Genomic DNA, 19,379 nt, shown 5'->3' with positions numbered 1-19,379 from the left:
ACCTGACTTTCTGATCAGAAAAATAAAACAAGCAATAAAAAAAGACCCTGAACAGGCAGGGTCTTTTTTTATGGAACAGCATCTTCAGATATTATTTTTTCTGATCACTGTTTCCAAACAATGGTCCCATACCACCGCCACCACCGAACTGCTTCTGCATATTGCCCAGTGATTTCATCATTTTTGCCATACCTGATGGATTGGCAAATTTTTTCATCATTTTTGCCATCTGAGCATGCTGTTTAATCAGCTTGTTCACTTCAGACACATCCATACCACAACCTGCTGCGATCCGTTTTTTACGGCTCGGGTTCATCAGGTCAGGGTTACGGCGTTCCTTGATGGTCATCGACTGGATAATCGCTTCCATCTTTTTGACCTGCTTCTCTGGGTTTGCCTGAGCAATGGCATCCTGGATGCCTGCATTGCTCATACCCGGCAACTTGTCCAGGAAGCCCATCATGCCGCCCATATTATTCATCTGCTCAAACTGCATCAGCATGTCTTCAAAGTTGAAGCTGCCGCCTTTCTGCAGTTTTTTCGCCATTTTTTCGGCTTTTTCTTTGTCGACTTTACGTTCAAGTTCTTCGACCAGAGAAAGTACGTCACCCATCCCCAGAATACGCTGTGCAACACGTTCAGGATGGAATGGCTCCAGGGCATCGAGTTTTTCACCCATCCCCAGGAATTTGATTGGCTTGCCTGTGATGGCACGGACAGAAAGTGCTGCACCACCGCGCGCATCACCATCAGTTTTGGTCAGAATCACACCGGTTAAAGGCAGTGCATCATTGAAGGCTTTGGCTGTATTTGCCGCATCCTGACCTGTCATGGCATCAACCACGAACAAGGTTTCAGTTGGCTTGATTGCCGCATGAAGTTCTTTGATCTCATCCATCATGTCGTCATCGACATGTAAACGACCTGCCGTATCGACAATCAGAACATCAGCAAACTGAATTTTAGCCTGTTCAATTGCACGGGTTGCAATGGTAATCGGTTTTTCATCAGCACTCGATTCAAAGAAAATCGCACCGACTTCACCAGCAACAGTCTGTAGCTGTTTGATTGCGGCTGGACGGTAAACGTCGGCAGACACCATCGCTACTTTTTTCTTTTGGCGTTCCTGTAAAAAGCGGGCAAGTTTTGCAGCAGTTGTTGTTTTACCTGCACCCTGTAAGCCTGCAAGCAGGACAACAACAGGAGGTTTCGCTGCAAGATCAAGGCTTTCATTTGCCTCGCCCATCATTTTTGTTAATTCGTCATGCACGATTTTAACAAATGCCTGACCCGGAGATAACTGAGTCATGACTTCCTGGCCCAATGCCTCTTCCTTAACTTTCGCGATAAACTCACGAGTTACAGGTAATGCGACATCGGCTTCAAGAAGTGCCATACGTACTTCACGTAAGGTATCTTTAATATTGTCTTCGGTTAGCTGCCCAGAGCCAGTAACATTTCTTAAACTCTGCGTGAGTCGTTCCGTTAAGGTATCAAACATTGCAAAATCCGCTTAAAATTGCCAGTTGCAAAAAAATCTTTCTTAAAATAGAAAATTTATGCATAAGATGCTATAGGATACTGTAGTTCTCGCTGAATTTATATAAATGAATATTCATCATCCTGAAAAAGGTTTGACATGATCAGTCTTCCCCTGGTTTACACCATCCTTTCATTAGTTGCTTATACCACCTCATTCTGGTATCTGTTCATGCACTTAATGTCAAAAAGAGATGCAAACCACTGGTTTATTGGCATTCTGCTGGCATTAGGGCTTATGCTGCATGCAGGTGTGCTTTACAGCGATATGCTGACGCCTTCCGGTGTGAATTATGATGTTTTTAACATGATGTCATTCACATCAGGACTGATGCTGCTGTTGAGCCTGTTGTTCAGTACTTACCGCCCGGTACTTGCGCTGAACCTGCTGGGTATCCCTGTTGCAGCAACCGGACTGATTCTGGGTTTTGCATTCAGCAGACAGAATCAGTTTATTGAACAGCATTCCATTGGTCTGGATATTCACATTATTCTGTCACTTTCAGCTTATGCCGTACTGTTGATGGCAACTATTCAGGCTGTCATTTTATGGTTTCAGGACAGAGAACTGAAAAAGAAACAGAAAACCCGTTTCTGGGTCAATCTGTTACCATCTTTCCAAGCGATGGAAACTCTTTTATTTGATCTGATCATCACAGGTTTCCTTCTGCTTACAGTGGCTTTGGGTTTTGGCTTCTTTACCATTGACAACTTCTTTGCACAGCATCTGGCACATAAAACAGCTTTCAGTATTGTGTCCTGGTTTGTTTATGGTGCCCTGCTGATTGGTCATTACAAATTTGGCTGGCGTGGTCAGAAAGCCATCCGTTTTACCATTACCGGTTTTTTCCTGCTGGCAGTCGGTTTTATTGGCTCCAAGTTCGTACTGGAAATGATTTTAAACCGTTAATTTTTCAACCTGAGTACTGTCTTATACAATATCATCAGAGTCCGCAACTCACATCAAACAGCCTCTGTATCCAGAAGTTTACAGAAACAGCTGATCAACTGTTTCTGCAACAATAAAACCTGATCGTATATCCACAAAAAAGCCCGAATGATTCGGGCTTTTTTGACTAAATTATTTACTGCCAATAATGGTTGACCATGGAAGTGTCGAAAGCTCTTTTCCGTTCAGATAAACTGTCGCGCTCAAAGCACCAGGCGTGGTCTGTTTCACCTCAATTTTCTGTTTAAACCCATCAGTAATCTGCAGTGTTCCTTCTGAAGGCAGATGTTTATAGGCATTCATCAGCGTCTCATCCATTTTAAATGGTGCAGTCGTATTAAAATTAAAACTGTAACGGAAGCCCGCCATATAAGGCTGACCAATCACCATGCCTGCACTGCTCAATGTTCTGACTCCATTACTGCCACTGCCGTAATCGTCCACCAGACTATAGACATAATTGCGAACCTGCAGGTATTCCTTACTCAGGGCATCATAAGCGGTGCTTCCCGCCGGTGCATCCTGACGTTCAGCAATGCGCTGGAACTCAAGTTTATCCACAAAATAACTGACAGACTTACCCGCGGGACTCTGGGTGGAGGTATAGGTAATGCTGCCTGATATCAGATAATCATCTGTCAGACTGAAGTCGAGATTGGAACCATAGCGGACATTACTGAAAGTCAGTGTCGTGTTATCACCACTGACACTCTTTGTAATCACAGAACCTTTTCTGTAAGTCTTATCCAGTACAATACAGTTTTCCCTGTCTGCCTTAAGCGTCAGTGTCTGGATGTTTCCAGCGGTCTTCACTTCAGAACACAGTAAATTTGGATATCTGACACTGTTATTTCCCAGATTGTAAATCTGTACAATCCTCCCCGTTCGCCCCACAGGATAGTCAGCAAACACCTCACCGATCATATGCCCTAAAGCAACGTTATAGTCGGTACCATTACTAGTTTCACCACTGATCAGGTCTTTGATTTTATCAATGATGTTCTGATCTTCAAAAGGTACAAACTCCTCTGACAACTCAGGAGAAATTGTGTCTGATGGCACATTTGGTGGGGTTGTTTCAGTCGCTTTATCAGAACCTCCCCCACCACCACAGGCAGTAAGAAACCCCGTAAGCAAAGCCACCCCAATCAATCCAGAATTCTTTTTCATATTATTTCATCCTCTGATTTTACAAATTACATCCAGTGTAAATCAGGCATTGTTTGTTTTATTGTGATGTAATCTGCATTAAGTAAAGTTAAAAGCTAAACATAAATCACTTTCAAACATATTCTGTCTAAAAAGTTTATTAATCAATCACACTACTGACATGATTCAAATAATAAAAAGTAATATTCAATCAATTAGTTAATATTTATTTTTGAATTTTTAATAAAAATATAAATCACAATCCAATAATTACAACGATATTTAAAATAATATTTCCCATGATATTTATATTTATTTTTAAACATTTTTAAATTGTTATTTTTCGTATATTTATTCACCACATTATTATTAAAATATGCTCAAATCAACACAATATCAATATTAAGATAACTAGTTTGAATTTTAATACAGCTTTACACCATTCCTGCTTTTACTGGACAAGTTCTTTAAAAATGCGTATAACGCAATTTTTATAAAAACTGAGCTGCGCACTTGAAACTCATTCTTGCCCCTATGGAAGGTTTAACCGACCCAATTATGCGTGATGTCCTCACTCATGTCGGAAGCTTTGACTGGTGTGTGACTGAGTTTATCCGTATTACCGATACGGTCCTGCCTGACCATGTCTATGAGACTTATTGTCCCGAACTTTGGCATGGTGGCAAAACTGCAGCCGGAACACCTGTGCATGTGCAGTTTTTAGGGAACAATCCTGAGATGCTGGCAGCCAATGCTGTCCGTGCTGTGGAACTTGGCGCCCCTGCGATTGATATGAATTTCGGCTGTCCTGCAAAAACAGTGAACCGACACCGTGGTGGGTCAGTGCTGCTGGATGAACCAGAAGTGGTGCATGAACTGGTGAAAGCTGTTCGTGATGCAGTTCCTGAGCACATTCCTGTCTCTGCAAAAATGCGCTTAGGCTATATGGACAGAAACTTTACGCTTGAAAATGCACATGCCATTGAAGATGCCGGTGCATCCTGGGTCACTGTACATGCCAGAACCAAAGCAGATGGCTACACACCTCCTGCCTTCTGGGATTTGCTTCATCCGATCCGTGAAAGCATTAAAATCAATGTCATTGCCAATGGTGAAATCTGGACCAATGCCGATGCTAAACAGTGTCAGCTGGAGTCTGGCTGTGAAGATCTGATGATTGGTCGCGGTGCTGTGACCACACCTGATCTGACCCAGTGTATCCGTCAGAATACAGATCAGCCGCTGATGAACTGGAATGAACTGCAGGTTTTACAACTCCGTTTTTTAAGCGGTCCATATAAAAAAGAAATCAATATGGTCGGTCGCTACAAACAATGGCTTGGAATGATGTCCAAGCACTATCCTGAAGCAAAAGCACTGTGGGATGAAGTTAAGCGACTGAAAAAAATTGATGAAGTGGTTGAAAGACTCAACCTGTCCATTCATTAAACTTTCAGTCTGAAATACATTAGCGCGCCAAGCCTTTTACTTCAGCAATTACAGTCGGTAAATTCCAGGCACCTCCTGCAAAACCTTTGCACATGCCTGTCGTTGCATCCAGTGTCTGAACAAAACGCTGACCGTTCCAGACCCAGCTCTCCATTGACCAGCAGTCACCTATACCACGCCCTTTATGGTTTGCATATAAAACAGTCGTTTCATCTTCACTGACAGACTCACTCACCATCTGCAACACTTTGGTCAGCTCACGGTTCACAATCCATGCACCAGAGCCAAAGTTATAAGCACCACTCCAGCAAGGTGAAGTGACCAGGCTTTTATCCCGAGTTAAGGGTGTCACGGTTAAGCGGTCACTTTCAAAAGATTCTCCACCAAACAGTATCGGACAGTTATCTTCATGGGTTGAGCTTTTTAAAACTGACTGTATACGCTTTGCTTCAGTGCTCTGCAGTTTATATTCCGTCTTTTTTCCTTTGATTGCTGCCTGATGCACTACCACAGGCATCGGCACAGCTTTCAGAACATTCTGCTCAGACTTATTCCCTTTTTTAATCAAAGCCGAAGGTGTTCCAATCCGTTTCTGAAATTCATCCATTTTTAACAGTACAGCACTTAACCCCTGATCTGAAAGCACTCGACTGTTCTTTCCTGCATCAAAAACAATCTTAGTGTTTGCTTTTGCACTTTTGATTAAAGCCTGTACCTGCTGGGGATTTAAAACAGTTGTATCATCCCGATCATTCAAAACTTTGCCATAGGACTGACCATTGATTTTTAGGGTATATTGCTTAGGAATCACGGTTTTTTCATTATCAACCGTCATTGCAAATTCACCCTGTACTGGTGTTCCCGCACCAGCTTTACGGGTCAGTAAAACACTGACCATATTTTCAAAATCATCGTCAGACTGATAACCTGCTGCACGGCATGTTCCTGTGTTGTCACAGCTCAACTCCCAGTCACCATGACTGAATGTCTGCCCCTGAACAGCAGCTGATACACACGGCGTTATCAGGCTGGCACATAGACCCGCCAGTCCCATAAGTTTTATCTGATACATCTCATTATTCTCTGATATTGCTGTTCTGAAAAAAATTTAAAATGCCCGACTGTGTACCTGCCCCTCAAAACTCAGGCAGTCCTGAACCCTGATTTTCTGTACATGGGATAACTCATTCATATTAAACCAGCGGTATTCAGAATGCTCATCACTTAATGTAATCTGAGCATCCGTAGCCAGATGACACTTAAAAATAAAAGCATGCGATGTCACAGCTGAATGAAAATAAACACCCGACAGATAATCTATCTGCACATCACAACCCAGTTCTTCACGGCATTCGCGCTGTAAAGCCTCATGAATGGTTTCCCCCAGATCCAGCCCACCGCCAGGCAGCCCCCATGCACAGTCAGCATAGGTGGCTTTCAACAACAGAATCTGCCCCTGATCATTGCTGATCACGGCATGTGAGCTCATCCGATAAAAGTCGTGAAAACCCATGATTTACCCCTACCGTGCCAGATAGCACTTTGAAAAAAACAGTCGTAAAGCATACACAATGGACATGGCAAAAACACTGTAACCAATGTTGAATCCGAGCGCAGGAATACTCAGCACCACGACTGTAGTCAGTGGATAGAGCCATTTTTTTATGCCATGCAAATGATGAGCTTCGTGCAGAATCCATAAACTGGCGGTATAGACGACCAGTGGGATCGCCACCAGCCATCCGGAAAGCTGATCAGAAATTTCTGCCTGACCTGTTGCCACATCAACTGCTGCAGATAAACTGGCACCTATAGCCGCGATACTGACAAAAATAAAATAGTGTCCATAACCCCAGCTGAAAGCAATATTCTTCTGTTCCAGCCGCTCTGCAATTTCATGATCAAAATACGCCCACCACATTGTGAACATTAAAGTCAGCCCCCCCACCATCAGAAACAACAGTTCAATACTGAACAACTGATTACTCAGTGCATCCGTAATAGCGGAGTAACATCCAACAACAGACTCTCCAAGTACAATAATGGTCAACAGTGAATATCGTTCAGCAATATGATGCGGATGCCACGGCGTTTTTGCAGCTGCTTCTGCCCAGACGGGAACAGCCAGTTCAGCCACGACCAGCGCCAGAAAAGTCATCACACCCCATTGAACAGGAATAAAGTGGAACATGATCCAGGCAAACTGAACTGCAACAATACCGGTGATATAACGCAAAGCTGTGCTTCTTCGCCCAGGATCATCCACGGCAACCCTGACCCACTGAACGACCATTCCCATCCGCATGATGACATAGCCAGCAATAATGACGTCAAAATCATGATGCTGAAAAACAGCAGGAATACCCGCTGCAATTACCAGTGAACCAATAATCTGAACAAAAGTCATGATGCGGTAAAATGCATCGTCATTGTCATAAGCCGATGCAAACCAGCTGAAATTGACCCACGCCCACCACAATGCAAAAAACACCATCAGATAGTTGAGCAAGCCCACACCGATATGATTTTCGACCAGGCTGTGATGCAGCTGTTGCCCAGCCGTTGCTATTGCAATCACAAAAATCAGGTCAAACAGCAGTTCAAGGGGTGTTGCAGCCCGATGTGACTGCCTGGAATCCCTGGGTAATAATGGTTTGATCCAGTGTTGCGGAAATCTTAAAAAAGGCATCTGAGTATTCTCTTTTTATTCATTTTATCTTTTGAAGCTTAAATTGAATGATAAAAAAAGCAGACGTCTGATTCTGTCTGCTTTTTGCATTTTTGATCATTCAGCCATGCTGCATTTAAAAATGCAGCATCACGGCTTTTTGAGTATGAAAATCAACAGGCATTGAAATATGCTGATGTACGACTTTCCATTTCCCATCCAGTTTTTCAAAGCACAATGTTGTTCTGCACCAGGGAACCTGATTGTCCTGTTCTATCTCGATCTTATCCACTTTTGAGTAACAGCGCAGAAATGCAAGATTCGGCTGAGCATATACTTTGATTTCCCGTCGGTAGACCCGGATATTGTCATGAAAATAGGGACGGTACCTTTCCCACATTTCCTGATATGCCATAACACCTTCAAGCTGTGAACCAACATCAAACAAGGTCACGTCTTTTTCGCACAACTGAATAATTTCTTCAATATTCATTCGGCAGATCGCATGATCCCACTGCTTAATTTTAAACAGCACTTCCTGAGCAGACTGTTCATCTCCGGTTATTTCAACTGTCATCACTGTCTCCTGTTTCACCTGCATTTCTCTGTTCATTTCAGTGCTGGAGAAATGTCAGGACTTTCTGCCTGAATGAAAAAAAGCCAGATCTGAGGTCTACTGATTACATAAAACTGATGATGCTTATTAAAGTGATACATTTATCAAATAAACCAAATAAAGGGATATTTATCTCAATTAAACTATACACTTAAAAAAACTGACAGAGAAGATCACGACACTTTCGGCAGATGAATGGTAACAATATTCCAGCTTAGACCATCACGTTTCAGTTCAAATTCAGTAAAAGTACCTGGGTGCGCTGGAATCTGAATAACGAACCGATTGAATGAACGGTAAGAGGCATGAAACTGAGGAGAGTTCACTGTCGTTTTTGTGGATTCAGATAAATTCGCAGGCTGAGACTGATCCCGTATTCTGAGTTCAGTCTGCACTGCATTTTTGCCCGATGCCAGTGAATCCTGAAGCCCTTTGGTCAATGCTTTTCCCTGCATTAAAAAAACCACACCGTCAGGCGTCACAATCTGTTCAACCAGCTGTTTACTGAGTTGTTCATTCAGCCGTGCACCAAATTTTTCAATAAAGTTATCAGGCTGAGCTGTTCCCAGTTTCTGATTCAGCATCGCCTCCACCTGAGGTTGCAGACTGGAGCGTACCGCTGGGAAATCAATGTATCGTGAAATTTTCCCAGGCTGATTCTGATCAACAGCCTGCTGAATCTGATAGACCACCCAGTAAGGTGAAACAAACCAGCTAAAAAGAAAAACAACCGAAAATACAATAAAAGGCCACTTCACTTTATTCATGTGTAATCCTGAATCACCTGCCAGACATGCTGGAATGGGGCACCCATTATAAAGACTGGCTAATCAAAGGCAACTTTGTTTATTTTTGTTATTTTTTAATTCAGATACAGATATTGATCACGATACTTTGACCAGCGCACGTTTCAGTTTCGGAAAAACCAGTCAGTTATCTGAAAAGCACAGATAAAAATAAAGCATGTATGACAACATGCTTTATCAGTATTCAATATAAAAGTGTCAGACGGTCTGATCCTTGATGGTTGTAGATGCACCATTGTTTTTTACGGACTCAATGCCTTTATCCCTTGACTGCTCACTGGCATAAAACTGACTGGTTCCAATAATCTGATGGTTTGCTGCTTTCAGGTTAAAATATGGTTTGCCGTTCTTTGCAGTTAAACGCTCGTAACGACCATCTTCTCCACTGTTTTTCTGTACCGACTCAATACCATTGACAGCTGATGCTTTTGCCTTATAAAGCTCACTGTTGATAATGATCTCTCCATTACCTGCTTTCAGTACAAAACGGTACTGTCCATCTTTGGCTTGTGAAATTTCATACCATCCTGACATATTGAACACCCCTCATCTGTTTTCAGTTCTTATAAGACCGTAACTGTTTAAAAATTACGCTGATAATTAAGAATATAAATGAGTTTCATACAATTAAAAAGATGGTTTTCATGCAAATAACAAAATTGATATTTTATGCAAACATCCACAAACAAAAAGCAAATATTGAAATAAAAAAAGCAGGCTGATTCACCTGCTTTTTTATACTGAAACCGATCTGAAAAAATCTTTAAACAGGTCAGTGTGCGGCAATCACAGCCTTGGAATAACTTTCCTTTGGCATTTCAATAATTTCGACACAGACCTGCACGGTCAATCCTGTCTGTACAGGCAGATTCTGCTGTAATACCTGTAAAATCTGCTGAGAGATCTGTTGCTTCATTTCATTACTGCGACCCGACAGCAGCGAAACTTTGGCATGCAGATATGCCTGGGGTTCCTCACCCAGTCCCACCATATAGACGGACTGTGCGACAGCGCGGCTTTTTACATCACTGGCAGCACTGACATAGCCCCCATCAAACATGCATAGATTGATGGCTTTTAAGACTTTTTCAGGTTGCAGATTCTGCAGGTTATCGGAATATTCAAGGTGAATATGTGGCATGACTTTAACTCTTGAGCAATTCAACTGTTAGAGGTTATAGCATAATCAGCTCATTCGATAATGCTGAATTCGGCATGACCGTATTAACACTTTGAAAGCAATACAGCCTTATGCCTTACGGACAAATTCAGATTTAAGCTTCATTGCACCAAAGCCATCCACTTTACAGTCAATATCATGACCATCACTTGCATCTGTTAACAGGCGGATGTTTTTTGCTTTGGTACCGACTTTCACAACTGACGATGAACCTTTAATTTTCAGATCCTTAATCACAGTCACGGTATCTCCGTCTGTAAGCACATTACCCACAGCATCTTTAATCACGGCTGAAATTTCTGCATCCGATAATTCACCCTGTTTCCATTCATGAGAACATTCAGGACAGATCAGCAGCTCTCCATCTTCATAAGTATATTCTGACTGGCATTCAGGGCAATTTGGTAAAGACATAAAAAGCTCAGATAAAAATCAAAAAATGCACTATAGCATTTATATAAATTTCATAAAGTTAAATCACATAAACTTTGTAAGGAAAAATCCTCACTGATCTGCTGATCACTCATTTTAAGCTGCCATTGTGTTATTCAGATCCGCCTGATTCGAGCACCTGTTTAAGCACAGTCAGGTGATTCAACCCCTCATTTTTAGCCGATGTCAGCAAGGTCAGCGTCTGCTTTGATGCAAGCTGCCTCAGTTCATTTAAGGCTTCAGTCTGTTGCTTTAATTCTGCTGTATAACGCTGTCGGAATTCTTCCCAGCGGTTTTCCATATCTTCGTGATACCACTTCCGGAGCTCACTGGAAGGTGTAATTTCTTTCGACCACAGATCGATTTTTGCATTTTCTTTTTTAATACCACGGGGCCATAGACGATCTGCAAGAATCCGCAGACCATCCGTTTCAGATGGCGCATCGTATATTCTTTTTTGCTGGATATTCATCATTTTGTACCACCCGAAACAGACGCTGACTGAAAACCTTTCCGGCTTCCGATTTCGCAATCAAAATCATTTAAAATCAACCATAAACAGACAAAAATCCAGCTTATTCTTCGCAGATCCAGTCCATTATTCATCCGGTATATTCGGTGTAACCAGTAAAGCCAGTTGTTGCAAAGATTCCTGCCATCCCAGATAACAACCATCCACAGGAATCACATCCGGCAGATCAGACTGAGTGATAAAAACTTCAGTTCCAACCGAAACAGCACTGAACTCAACAGTAACCTGAATTTTTCCAGGCAATGCCGGATTTTCAAACTCGTCGGTATATCTCAGCAGTTTTTCAGGTATGACTTCGTTGTACACACCATGAAATGCGTGCTGAGTTCCTGTTGAAAAATTGGTAAATGACATCCGATAGGTTCCACCCTCCCGAACTTCCTGATGATGTACCTTTGCGGTAAAACCATAAGGTGACATCCATTTTGCCAGTGCATCCGCATCTGTAAATGCCTTATAAACACGATCTACAGGTGCACAGAACACCCGATGTAAGCGAACCTGACTGGTCATTTTATTCTCCGTTTTTTTATTTTTCACAGGAAATTATTGAGCAAATTGCTTTATTTTTTCATACCTGGTTCAGCACAGACAGATGTCTTAATGCAGGAAAGCACCCTGTATTTCAGTTTACGCCTACCTCAGAATCTGTCTGTATATATTTCATAACAGCATGACGGAGTGACCTGAACAGATGCAACAACTTTTCAGTTCCATATAAAAAAAAGCCTGAATCAGTTCAGGCTTTCAGTGATGCTGTTATTTCAGTCATCTTCTTCGTCTTCAATGTCATACACGTAAGTCATACAGCCCCAGCCATCATACTCACCCCCAAATTTTTCAGCGATTTTAGTAAACCACTCTTCCAGGTCCACAACATCTGCATATTCAGGTTCCATATTTACAAATATGGTCACGATCCATTCCGCAGGTTCCACTTCTTCATCTGCAAACAGGGTGATTTTCTGCTCTTCATGGAGTAGATACAATGCGCAGCGTTCTGCCTGCTCCTGTGAGCTGAATGCAATTGAATATTCAATATCATGCAATTCGGTCAGATCATCACCATCTTCATGCATCTGCCAGAGTACATCACCGTTATCATCATCAGGAAACAGTTCATAATTACGTGTCATGTGAATATCCTTCCAGTCCATTTTCTGTTCTTTTCAAATTCAGCTTAACTTAATTTTGTTTCAGTTTGGAGTTTTTTTAAGCAATGGAGAAATTCATGGTCAAAACCACCTGATCCAGACAACGGATACCATTTTCATATATTTCTTTGGGATAGTCTTTGAATGCATCCTGTTCAATAGTGGTCATGCGGAAACCCACTTTCTGATACAGCGCCAGCTGATCCAGACTGGAGTTTCCTGTCTTAACAGTCAAAGTCTGAAGCTGTTGCTGACAGGTCCATTCAATGACATGTATCAGTAGCTTTTTTGCCAGTCCCTGCTTCTGAAAAGCCATATCTACGCTTAAATTTTTTATTTCAGCTGTATCTGCCTGCCGAAAAAGACATAACTGCGCAACTATTTGCTGGTGCTCGGAATGCAGTATAAAAATCAGACTGTCTTCAACATACGACTGTATCTGTTCCCATGACGGATCTGCTGTCAGCAACAATGCTTTCAGCGAGCTTTGGGCTTCAGAGTTCAGCTGTATCCAACAGCCTGCAGTGATCCGGTACATTCTGTTTTTCCTTCATCAGCACCGCATGGGTTAAAATGGAATACTGCCTTTTATTTCAACATCAATACCACTTAAAGGCTGTCTGAACGACAGAAAAGATGCATGCAGAGCCATTCTGCCGAGTGTACTCTGAGCAGCATCAGGGTGATAAAGCTGATCACCTGTAATCGGATGCCCGATATGCATCATGTGTACCCGTAACTGATGAGAACGTCCTGTGACTGGAATCAACAGCGCACGACTAACGTCCTGAACTGCATCATAATCCATCCGTCTGTACAGCGTTTTTGCAGATTTCCCAAGTTCAAAATGCACGATCTGACGCGGACGGTTTTCCCAGTCGGTAATCAAGGGCACATCCACACTGCCCTCCTCATCCAGTTTACCCTGAACAAGGGCTACATAATTTTTGGTAACCGTTCTTGCCTGAAACATTTTACTGACTGCCACTTCAGCATCTCTGTGTTTGGCAAACATCAGAATACCAGAAGTTGCCATATCCAGCCGGTGCGTAATTTTGGCCTGTGGATACTGTGCCAGCACTCTCAGATATGCACTGTCCTGATGTTCCGGCAACCGACCGGGTACAGAAAGCAGACCTGCAGGTTTATCAATCACCACAAGATCCTCGTCTTCATAAACGATCACCAGTTTTTCCTGTGGAGGCATATAAACAAATGGGACTTTGGAGGACATAGCAGACAGCAGTGCAATAAAACGCGGAAAATAACAAGGGAACCCAGGCGTGTCAATTCCCCCGACTGACTTTTACTGCTGCTCCAGCTTTGCAGTATTTAAATCAGTTTTTTGCTGCAAGACCCGCCTGCATCGCTTTCACCATCGTATCCAGTTTGTCTGAAAACATCAGTTTCCATGAATCCTGATAAGGCTTTAATGTCACAATCTGAACAGAGCTGAATTCCATACTGTTCATATGCGCAAACTGTCTGACCAGTAAATGTTTCAGCTCTCCTTCCTGCACACTGCCCAGAATTTTAGAGTCATCAAAATGAATATCTTCAGTTTTCAGTATTTTTGAAAGTGTGCCAAACATCTGCTCCGTAAACAGATCTGCCGGCATCTTTTTCAGTTCGCTTACCGAGATATTTTTTCCGAAAAAAGCCTGAATCATCTCTTTGTTCTGTGTACTTTCAAAAGTACTCACAAATGCAGATTTAAATTTATTCAGTTCATCCGGATGAAAATACTGAACCGTACCCGGTAGACCTTTCTGATTCACCGCCGTTAAATACTGCGCTGTAACGTCTTCAGCTGTCTGACCTGCAAATGAATACTGTGTAAGTAATGCACAGCTCAGACACAACCCCATTATCAATTTTTTCATAAGTGATTATTTTCCCTGAAACATATCATATTCATGACATTCAAAATGTGTTCAGCAAAATTAACAGAGATCGGACAGATCAGGAATATAAAACTGAAGAATTACCGGGGACTGGATAAACAGGAAGACTGAAGAAGATTTTTATGATTTTCGTTGTTATTTTATGCAGCAGTACAGAATTTTTCAGGGTGAGCAGGGAAAACAGCACTGGTTTACTTCAACTGTTAAAACTTGATAAATTTTAACCCTATTGCCTATAAACTTCTGGTTTATAGCGTCCTAAGCCGAATCGAGACCTTTTGGGTAAGTACTGTACTCACGTTGTACGCAACTGACAGCAATCTACTCTTTTCGATCCCTTTCACACCCTTGAGACATACTTTAACCAGTTGGCTCCGGAATTATTTTCCTAAGATTCAGTTTTTTCCAGCGATAGCAGAAAAAATTTCCATAGATCCCGCCATAAAAAGGATTATTTCCCAAATGGATAAATTTTCCGAATTTTTATTGCATAAAACACATGATTCCGGGAATTTTTTCTGATGGGTTCACAATATCTTTGGCATTAAAAAAGGGCATGACTGCCCTTTTTCTACAACTGCAACTAAGTCCGATGCACCTGCATATCATAAGCGGTATGCATGATGGCATGTTCAGGTTCATACAGATAACAGTTCCGGATATATTCCAGATCACCTTCTGTAAAAGCTTTCAACAGAACACGGGCTCTGGTCAGACTTAAATGTTTAAAGGAAATATATTCACGCGTCTTGCGGGTAATCAGTCCGAGCATCAGCTTCTGCGGAATAACAATTTCAATATCACTGACCAGACGGAACTCAGGTTGCTCACTGATGCTTTCGGCATCCAGGATCAGCCTTAAACTGTAATCCGTTTCGCAGTCTGTCACAGTAAAATCCATCTGCCCCTTTACATCCTGCAGCTGTGAAACATGCTTTTCTTTCCAGGAAACCGTATCAAAACTGTTCAATACGCCTTCCACCTGAACAACATCTTTCTCTGCTGCTTCCCCTGCTCCATAATGTTGCGGATTACGGATTTCCAACTCAAAATTTTTCATTATTATCGTCTCACGTCCAAATGTGATATTCAGATATTAACAGCTGTTTTTACTGAAAATAAGATTATTTTTTAAGCACAATATGAACCAAAAAACACTTCCAGACAAAAACAATAAGCAGATCACAAAAACACCTGATTCTTTAGTCTGAATTTCAGATTTTGATACAAATTATGCTTTTCCAGAAAGAAAAATGAACCGAGAACTTCATAAAAATTAAACAATGAAACAACTTTTTCTAATATTTCATTAATTACATCGCATTTATAAATATACGGTATCTTCAGAGACTGAACAGATCCGCTTTACTTATTCTGCTGATATTTTTGAGTTAAAAGCTCCACCTGTCCATCCACAAAATTTTTCAGATATTCACGAGCCTGATCCTGGTTCAGTTTCTTAAATGCCACATAATCTTTAATCTTTCGGTTCAGCAGACCAAACATATCTTTCTTTGATGTCACGATTTCAATATCACTTTCCATACGGAATTCGAGTTGATCCGAATCCGTATAGGCATTCATGGTCAGGCGCACGCTTTGTCGGGGTTGTTGCCCCGTTATTGTCAAAGAAGTACTTGAACCTTCCATACGCAACTGTTGCATCTGTAAACGACGCCATGGAACTGCATCAAACTGTGACAGCACATCTTCAGCAGTCATTATTCCGAGCTGCTCCGCATCACTGGCATTCAGATGCTGCGGGTAACGGATTTCCAGTTCGAATTTTGTCATTGCCTGAAACTCATAGTCCAATAAAACCTCATGATTTTATCAATATAAGAGAAACATAACATGTGATTTTTGGAATTTAAGTGACTGATGATTATAAAAAAATCACCATTTTTATAGACAGAATTCACAACTTTAAATGAAAATATGATGCGGTATTAAAAGTACTGAAAAAGCTGATCATTATAATTTTTAAAAGGTGGTGGGAATGACTTCAACCATCAGTACTTTGTAAGTTCTGAATTTCAATAAAGATGGATAATCTTTAGTGTTCCAAGCCGAATTGAGACCTTTTGGGTAAGTACTGCACTCGCGTTATACACAACTGGCAGCAAGCTACTCTTTTCTGATCCCGTTCACCCTTGAAACATATATTAGTAAAATACGGCTGGAATGAGTTCCCTAAAATCAGGCAATTTATTTTAAATTTTAAAAATAATTTTCACATTTTTTAATTTTAATGAAATTTACTCCCCTATTTAGCCTAATTCTGATTTTTCATTGCGTAAAAACTAATTTTCAGAGAATTATTTTCACAACTCTCTTCAACTGCTGCTCATTGAGAGCTGAATATATAAAGCCGGTCTGGTGCCCCTGTTCTCAGGAACACCAATGAAAGGTTTAAGTAATATTGTATGATTATTCAGCACAACAGCTACGACAGCGGCTAATTTTCTCACCCGGCCAGTTCATTTTTGCACGCTTAAACGCCAGTTCACTATTTGCAAAAAAGCCCAGTTCAAAACGGTTTTCCGTAGCAGGCATATGTTCACAGCCTTGCGTTGCATTATGAATTTCATGATCCCCATTTGCCTGAGTATTCTGATTGATAATAAATCTATCCATTTCTAGTCCCCTGAAAAATATAAAAAAACAAAGGATATAAAACCTTATAAAAATTATGTGTTTCAAAAATCCCATAATAAAAGTATGTCTTTATTGAGCAAAAATCAACCTCTATTTTTGAATTTTAATCACTGAAAAAACCCACTTAAAATTCTGCTCATTATTTTATATATCAGGCAGCTGAAACGGCATGAGTATTCAAATCCAAAGCTGAAGCAGTGACAGTTTTACAAATGGTCACTTGTTTAAAATATCTTAATTTTTCAATATCGGTACAGTATCGACAAAACTGTTTCTTCACTGATAGAAAAAAACATGGAATAAAATAATGAATACTCTGAGCTATTTTGAAATCCAGTCTTCAGATCCTGAACGGGATGTCCGGTTTTATCGTGAGGTGTTTGGCTGGTCTTTTACCAAGGTGGACGGTCTGCCGATTGACTATTATCAGATTCAGACTGCGACCCTCAGTGGAGGTTTACTTGCACGACCTGCACAGACTCCACCGACTCACTGTGGAACCAATGCATTTACCTGTTCTTTTGAAGTGGCTGACTTTGATGCAACAGCAGAAAAAATTCTGGCTCTGGGCGGACAGATTGCAATGGAAAAATTCGCCATTCCAGGGAAATGCTGGCAAGGCTATTTTCTTGATGCAGATCACAACACCTTTGGACTGGTACAAATCGATCCTAATGCAGAATAAACATGGAAAAACCTTTAAATAAAGGAAAATAATATGCAAAAATCAATATTTATATCATTCATCGCAATCATTTTAACCGCCTGCCAGACTCAACCCCACAAAACACTCAATACAACAGAAAATGTAGAATCTATTGTCGTAAAACCCTGTACTGGAAACGATACTGAAGTTTGCCAAGAAATCCCTGACTCAGATACCAAAGATAAAGTTAAAAAAACATATACCGATAAAAATGGCTGTAATATTACAGAATATGAGAGCGGCTTAGCTGAAGGCACATGCCCCTGAATCATGAGCGGGCTTCATAGCGACTAACCATGTCGCCATAACGATGAATCTGATCTTTTCAGTTTTAAAACATGCTAAATTACACAGGGCATTTCAAAGACTTGAGTTCACATGACTGTACGCTTTTTTCATACTTCGGACTGGCATTTAGGGCAATTTTTCTATAACCATTCCAGACAGTATGAGCATGAACAGTTTTTAGCATGGTTACTCACACAGATTAAAGAAAAACAGCCACATGCTTTACTCATTGCAGGTGATGTTTTTGATGTGATCAATCCTGCATCATCGGCACAGAAACAGCTTTATCAGTTCCTTGCAGATGCCCATGACCTTGCACCGCACATGCAAACTTTGATGATCGCAGGTAACCATGACTCAGGTTATCGTATCGAACAGGTTGAACCTTTACTTGAAAAATACCATGCTAAAACAGTCGGTATCATCCATAAGAATCATGAAGGTTCTATTGATTTAGACCGTTTACTGATCCCTATTTATGACGAAAATAAAAATACAGTCGCATGGTGTTTAGCCCTGCCCTTTTTACGCCCTGCGGAAATTACAGGGATAAATGAACATACAACGAATAGTCAAAATGCGATTGCCTATCTGCATCAGCAACTGATTTCAGCAGCTAAACAACGTAAAACCGATGATCAAGCGCTGATTCTGATGTCACATGCCCACATGCAAGGTGGTGAAACTTCAGATTCAGAACGCCCAATTATTATTGGCAATGAAGAAGCACTTTCGACTGCACTTTTTGATGATGTGATTGACTATGTTGCACTTGGACATTTGCATAAACCGCAGAAAGTTGGTCAGGAACATATTCGTTATAGTGGTTCACCAATTCCGCTCTCGTTCAGTGAAATAAACTATAAACATCAGATTGTTGAAGTCACGATTGATCCAGCCAAAAATGATCAATCACGTTTTCAATATGAAGCCATTGCGATTCCACGCAGTATCAAACTACATAAAATCAAAGGCGAACTGAATGAAGTGTTTACGCAGTTAAAAGCCTTAGCAAGTGGTGAAATTGACGATATTGATCAGCGTGAATATGTGGATATTGAGTACCATACCCATGTTCCGCCACAGCCCAATTTAAGACAACAGTTTGAAGATGCTTTACCACCGAATCGCTACCGTCTGGTGCGTATTTCCCGACAGTATCTAACCACAGAAAAAAATGGGGATGATGCAGTTCAAATCAGTTTAGAGCCACCAACACCTGAAAAACTGTTTCAACAGATCTGGGAAAAAAATGGTTATACCAATGATGATGCTGTGCTGAAAGATTTTTTAAGCCTCGTTCATGAAGCTGAAAAATCACTTGAAGATGAACACAAAGCATAAGGACT

Annotated in this window: 24 protein-coding genes; 5 read left to right on the top strand and 19 right to left on the bottom strand. The window is 41.2% G+C overall.

The features are described 5' to 3' along the window. Window positions 1–91: 91 nt before the first annotated feature. The gene (ffh, locus tag CDG61_RS04355; protein WP_087513409.1) at window positions 92–1,501 is read right to left on the bottom strand and encodes a signal recognition particle protein; all 1,410 of its coding nucleotides are present in this window, start codon (window positions 1,499–1,501) and stop codon (window positions 92–94) included. 138 nt (window positions 1,502–1,639) lie between these two features. On the opposite strand from ffh, the gene CDG61_RS04350 reads away from it, so the two are divergent. Beyond that, window positions 1,640–2,449 carry a cytochrome C assembly family protein gene (locus CDG61_RS04350; protein WP_087513408.1) on the top strand — a complete coding sequence of 270 codons (810 nt, stop codon included), beginning with the start codon at window positions 1,640–1,642 and terminating at the stop codon, window positions 2,447–2,449. A gap of 171 nt (window positions 2,450–2,620) precedes the next feature. On the opposite strand, the gene CDG61_RS04345 is transcribed toward CDG61_RS04350, so the two are convergent. After that, the gene (locus CDG61_RS04345; protein ID WP_087551270.1) at window positions 2,621–3,658 is read right to left on the bottom strand and encodes a hypothetical protein; all 1,038 of its coding nucleotides are present in this window, start codon (window positions 3,656–3,658) and stop codon (window positions 2,621–2,623) included. Between the two features lie 492 nt (window positions 3,659–4,150). Here CDG61_RS04345 and CDG61_RS04340 point away from each other — a divergent pair, with 492 nt between their 5' ends. Beyond that, a complete protein-coding gene (locus CDG61_RS04340; protein ID WP_193853169.1) occupies window positions 4,151–5,086 on the top strand; it encodes a tRNA dihydrouridine synthase in 936 nt (311 codons plus the stop codon). Between the two features lie 19 nt (window positions 5,087–5,105). Here the strand turns inward: CDG61_RS04340 and CDG61_RS04335 are convergent, their stop codons facing one another. From CDG61_RS04335 to CDG61_RS04255, 17 genes are all read right to left on the bottom strand, one after another. After that, window positions 5,106–6,158: a DUF1176 domain-containing protein gene (locus tag CDG61_RS04335; protein WP_087551271.1), complete on the bottom strand. Its 1,053-nt coding sequence runs from the start codon at window positions 6,156–6,158 to the stop codon at window positions 5,106–5,108. 36 nt (window positions 6,159–6,194) lie between these two features. Then, on the bottom strand, window positions 6,195–6,599 hold the full coding sequence (locus CDG61_RS04330) for an NUDIX hydrolase (protein ID WP_087551272.1): 405 nt from the start codon (window positions 6,597–6,599) through the stop codon (window positions 6,195–6,197). Between the two features lie 9 nt (window positions 6,600–6,608). After that, a complete protein-coding gene (locus tag CDG61_RS04325) occupies window positions 6,609–7,775 on the bottom strand; it encodes a low temperature requirement protein A (protein ID WP_087551273.1) in 1,167 nt (388 codons plus the stop codon). A 115-nt stretch (window positions 7,776–7,890) separates the two neighbouring features. Further along, the gene (locus CDG61_RS04320) at window positions 7,891–8,331 is read right to left on the bottom strand and encodes a YybH family protein (RefSeq protein ID WP_087551302.1); all 441 of its coding nucleotides are present in this window, start codon (window positions 8,329–8,331) and stop codon (window positions 7,891–7,893) included. 212 nt (window positions 8,332–8,543) lie between these two features. Continuing rightward, complete coding sequence (locus CDG61_RS04315) at window positions 8,544–9,137, bottom strand: DUF2939 domain-containing protein (RefSeq protein WP_087551274.1); 594 nt, start codon at window positions 9,135–9,137, stop codon at window positions 8,544–8,546. A gap of 237 nt (window positions 9,138–9,374) precedes the next feature. Further along, entirely contained in the window at window positions 9,375–9,710 is a 336-nt protein-coding gene (locus CDG61_RS04310; protein WP_087513401.1) for a YegP family protein, read from the bottom strand. A gap of 238 nt (window positions 9,711–9,948) precedes the next feature. Continuing rightward, a complete protein-coding gene (locus tag CDG61_RS04305) occupies window positions 9,949–10,317 on the bottom strand; it encodes a 5-carboxymethyl-2-hydroxymuconate Delta-isomerase (protein ID WP_087551275.1) in 369 nt (122 codons plus the stop codon). 108 nt (window positions 10,318–10,425) lie between these two features. Beyond that, window positions 10,426–10,770 carry a zinc ribbon domain-containing protein YjdM gene (locus CDG61_RS04300; protein ID WP_087513399.1) on the bottom strand — a complete coding sequence of 115 codons (345 nt, stop codon included), beginning with the start codon at window positions 10,768–10,770 and terminating at the stop codon, window positions 10,426–10,428. A 130-nt stretch (window positions 10,771–10,900) separates the two neighbouring features. After that, complete coding sequence (locus tag CDG61_RS04295; RefSeq protein ID WP_087513446.1) at window positions 10,901–11,260, bottom strand: DUF488 domain-containing protein; 360 nt, start codon at window positions 11,258–11,260, stop codon at window positions 10,901–10,903. A gap of 126 nt (window positions 11,261–11,386) precedes the next feature. Next, a complete protein-coding gene (locus CDG61_RS04290; protein ID WP_087551303.1) occupies window positions 11,387–11,833 on the bottom strand; it encodes an SRPBCC family protein in 447 nt (148 codons plus the stop codon). A gap of 251 nt (window positions 11,834–12,084) precedes the next feature. Next, complete coding sequence (locus CDG61_RS04285; protein WP_087513445.1) at window positions 12,085–12,456, bottom strand: ribonuclease E inhibitor RraB; 372 nt, start codon at window positions 12,454–12,456, stop codon at window positions 12,085–12,087. A 76-nt stretch (window positions 12,457–12,532) separates the two neighbouring features. Continuing rightward, entirely contained in the window at window positions 12,533–13,012 is a 480-nt protein-coding gene (locus tag CDG61_RS04280) for a GNAT family N-acetyltransferase (RefSeq protein WP_087551276.1), read from the bottom strand. Window positions 13,013–13,042: 30 nt separating this feature from the next. Continuing rightward, complete coding sequence (locus CDG61_RS04275; protein ID WP_087551277.1) at window positions 13,043–13,708, bottom strand: pseudouridine synthase; 666 nt, start codon at window positions 13,706–13,708, stop codon at window positions 13,043–13,045. Window positions 13,709–13,811: 103 nt separating this feature from the next. Further along, window positions 13,812–14,357, bottom strand: coding sequence for a hypothetical protein (locus tag CDG61_RS04270; RefSeq protein ID WP_087551278.1), 546 nt, complete (start codon window positions 14,355–14,357; stop codon window positions 13,812–13,814). 604 nt (window positions 14,358–14,961) lie between these two features. Then, complete coding sequence (locus CDG61_RS04265; protein ID WP_087551279.1) at window positions 14,962–15,438, bottom strand: hypothetical protein; 477 nt, start codon at window positions 15,436–15,438, stop codon at window positions 14,962–14,964. 305 nt (window positions 15,439–15,743) lie between these two features. Further along, window positions 15,744–16,172, bottom strand: a complete 429-nt coding sequence (locus tag CDG61_RS04260) for a hypothetical protein (RefSeq protein ID WP_087551280.1) — start codon at window positions 16,170–16,172, stop codon at window positions 15,744–15,746. Window positions 16,173–16,808: 636 nt separating this feature from the next. Further along, window positions 16,809–17,015 (bottom strand): hypothetical protein, encoded by a 207-nt coding sequence (locus tag CDG61_RS04255; RefSeq protein WP_087513393.1) that lies wholly within the window; start codon window positions 17,013–17,015, stop codon window positions 16,809–16,811. Between the two features lie 328 nt (window positions 17,016–17,343). On the opposite strand from CDG61_RS04255, the gene CDG61_RS04250 reads away from it, so the two are divergent. From CDG61_RS04250 to CDG61_RS04240, 3 genes are all read left to right on the top strand, one after another. Beyond that, the gene (locus tag CDG61_RS04250; RefSeq protein ID WP_087551281.1) at window positions 17,344–17,721 is read left to right on the top strand and encodes a VOC family protein; all 378 of its coding nucleotides are present in this window, start codon (window positions 17,344–17,346) and stop codon (window positions 17,719–17,721) included. Between the two features lie 33 nt (window positions 17,722–17,754). Next, window positions 17,755–18,009, top strand: coding sequence for a hypothetical protein (locus CDG61_RS04245; protein WP_087513391.1), 255 nt, complete (start codon window positions 17,755–17,757; stop codon window positions 18,007–18,009). 111 nt (window positions 18,010–18,120) lie between these two features. Then, window positions 18,121–19,374 carry an exonuclease SbcCD subunit D gene (locus CDG61_RS04240; protein WP_087551282.1) on the top strand — a complete coding sequence of 418 codons (1,254 nt, stop codon included), beginning with the start codon at window positions 18,121–18,123 and terminating at the stop codon, window positions 19,372–19,374. Window positions 19,375–19,379: the final 5 nt, after the last annotated feature.

It is taken from the genome of Acinetobacter sp. WCHAc010052 (assembly GCF_002165295.2).
Lineage (GTDB): Bacteria > Pseudomonadota > Gammaproteobacteria > Pseudomonadales > Moraxellaceae > Acinetobacter > Acinetobacter chinensis.
This window is presented reverse-complemented; position numbering and strand designations above follow the sequence as displayed.

Excerpts from the sequence above, each read along its gene's own strand:
- ffh (WP_087513409.1), bottom strand. The coding sequence starts at position 1,501 with ATGTTTGATACCTTAACGGAACGACTCACGCAGAGTTTAAGAAATGTT.
- CDG61_RS04350 (WP_087513408.1), top strand. The coding sequence starts at position 1,640 with ATGATCAGTCTTCCCCTGGTTTACACCATCCTTTCATTAGTTGCTTAT.
- CDG61_RS04345 (WP_087551270.1), bottom strand. The coding sequence starts at position 3,658 with ATGAAAAAGAATTCTGGATTGATTGGGGTGGCTTTGCTTACGGGGTTT.
- CDG61_RS04335 (WP_087551271.1), bottom strand. The coding sequence starts at position 6,158 with ATGTATCAGATAAAACTTATGGGACTGGCGGGTCTATGTGCCAGCCTG.
- CDG61_RS04330 (WP_087551272.1), bottom strand. The coding sequence starts at position 6,599 with ATGGGTTTTCACGACTTTTATCGGATGAGCTCACATGCCGTGATCAGC.
- CDG61_RS04325 (WP_087551273.1), bottom strand. The coding sequence starts at position 7,775 with ATGCCTTTTTTAAGATTTCCGCAACACTGGATCAAACCATTATTACCC.
- CDG61_RS04320 (WP_087551302.1), bottom strand. The coding sequence starts at position 8,331 with ATGACAGTTGAAATAACCGGAGATGAACAGTCTGCTCAGGAAGTGCTG.
- CDG61_RS04315 (WP_087551274.1), bottom strand. The coding sequence starts at position 9,137 with ATGAATAAAGTGAAGTGGCCTTTTATTGTATTTTCGGTTGTTTTTCTT.
- CDG61_RS04310 (WP_087513401.1), bottom strand. The coding sequence starts at position 9,710 with ATGTCAGGATGGTATGAAATTTCACAAGCCAAAGATGGACAGTACCGT.
- CDG61_RS04305 (WP_087551275.1), bottom strand. The coding sequence starts at position 10,317 with ATGCCACATATTCACCTTGAATATTCCGATAACCTGCAGAATCTGCAA.
- CDG61_RS04300 (WP_087513399.1), bottom strand. The coding sequence starts at position 10,770 with ATGTCTTTACCAAATTGCCCTGAATGCCAGTCAGAATATACTTATGAA.
- CDG61_RS04295 (WP_087513446.1), bottom strand. The coding sequence starts at position 11,260 with ATGAATATCCAGCAAAAAAGAATATACGATGCGCCATCTGAAACGGAT.
- CDG61_RS04290 (WP_087551303.1), bottom strand. The coding sequence starts at position 11,833 with ATGACCAGTCAGGTTCGCTTACATCGGGTGTTCTGTGCACCTGTAGAT.
- CDG61_RS04285 (WP_087513445.1), bottom strand. The coding sequence starts at position 12,456 with ATGACACGTAATTATGAACTGTTTCCTGATGATGATAACGGTGATGTA.
- CDG61_RS04280 (WP_087551276.1), bottom strand. The coding sequence starts at position 13,012 with ATGTACCGGATCACTGCAGGCTGTTGGATACAGCTGAACTCTGAAGCC.
- CDG61_RS04275 (WP_087551277.1), bottom strand. The coding sequence starts at position 13,708 with ATGTCCTCCAAAGTCCCATTTGTTTATATGCCTCCACAGGAAAAACTG.
- CDG61_RS04270 (WP_087551278.1), bottom strand. The coding sequence starts at position 14,357 with ATGAAAAAATTGATAATGGGGTTGTGTCTGAGCTGTGCATTACTTACA.
- CDG61_RS04265 (WP_087551279.1), bottom strand. The coding sequence starts at position 15,438 with ATGAAAAATTTTGAGTTGGAAATCCGTAATCCGCAACATTATGGAGCA.
- CDG61_RS04260 (WP_087551280.1), bottom strand. The coding sequence starts at position 16,172 with ATGACAAAATTCGAACTGGAAATCCGTTACCCGCAGCATCTGAATGCC.
- CDG61_RS04255 (WP_087513393.1), bottom strand. The coding sequence starts at position 17,015 with ATGGATAGATTTATTATCAATCAGAATACTCAGGCAAATGGGGATCAT.
- CDG61_RS04250 (WP_087551281.1), top strand. The coding sequence starts at position 17,344 with ATGAATACTCTGAGCTATTTTGAAATCCAGTCTTCAGATCCTGAACGG.
- CDG61_RS04245 (WP_087513391.1), top strand. The coding sequence starts at position 17,755 with ATGCAAAAATCAATATTTATATCATTCATCGCAATCATTTTAACCGCC.
- CDG61_RS04240 (WP_087551282.1), top strand. The coding sequence starts at position 18,121 with ATGACTGTACGCTTTTTTCATACTTCGGACTGGCATTTAGGGCAATTT.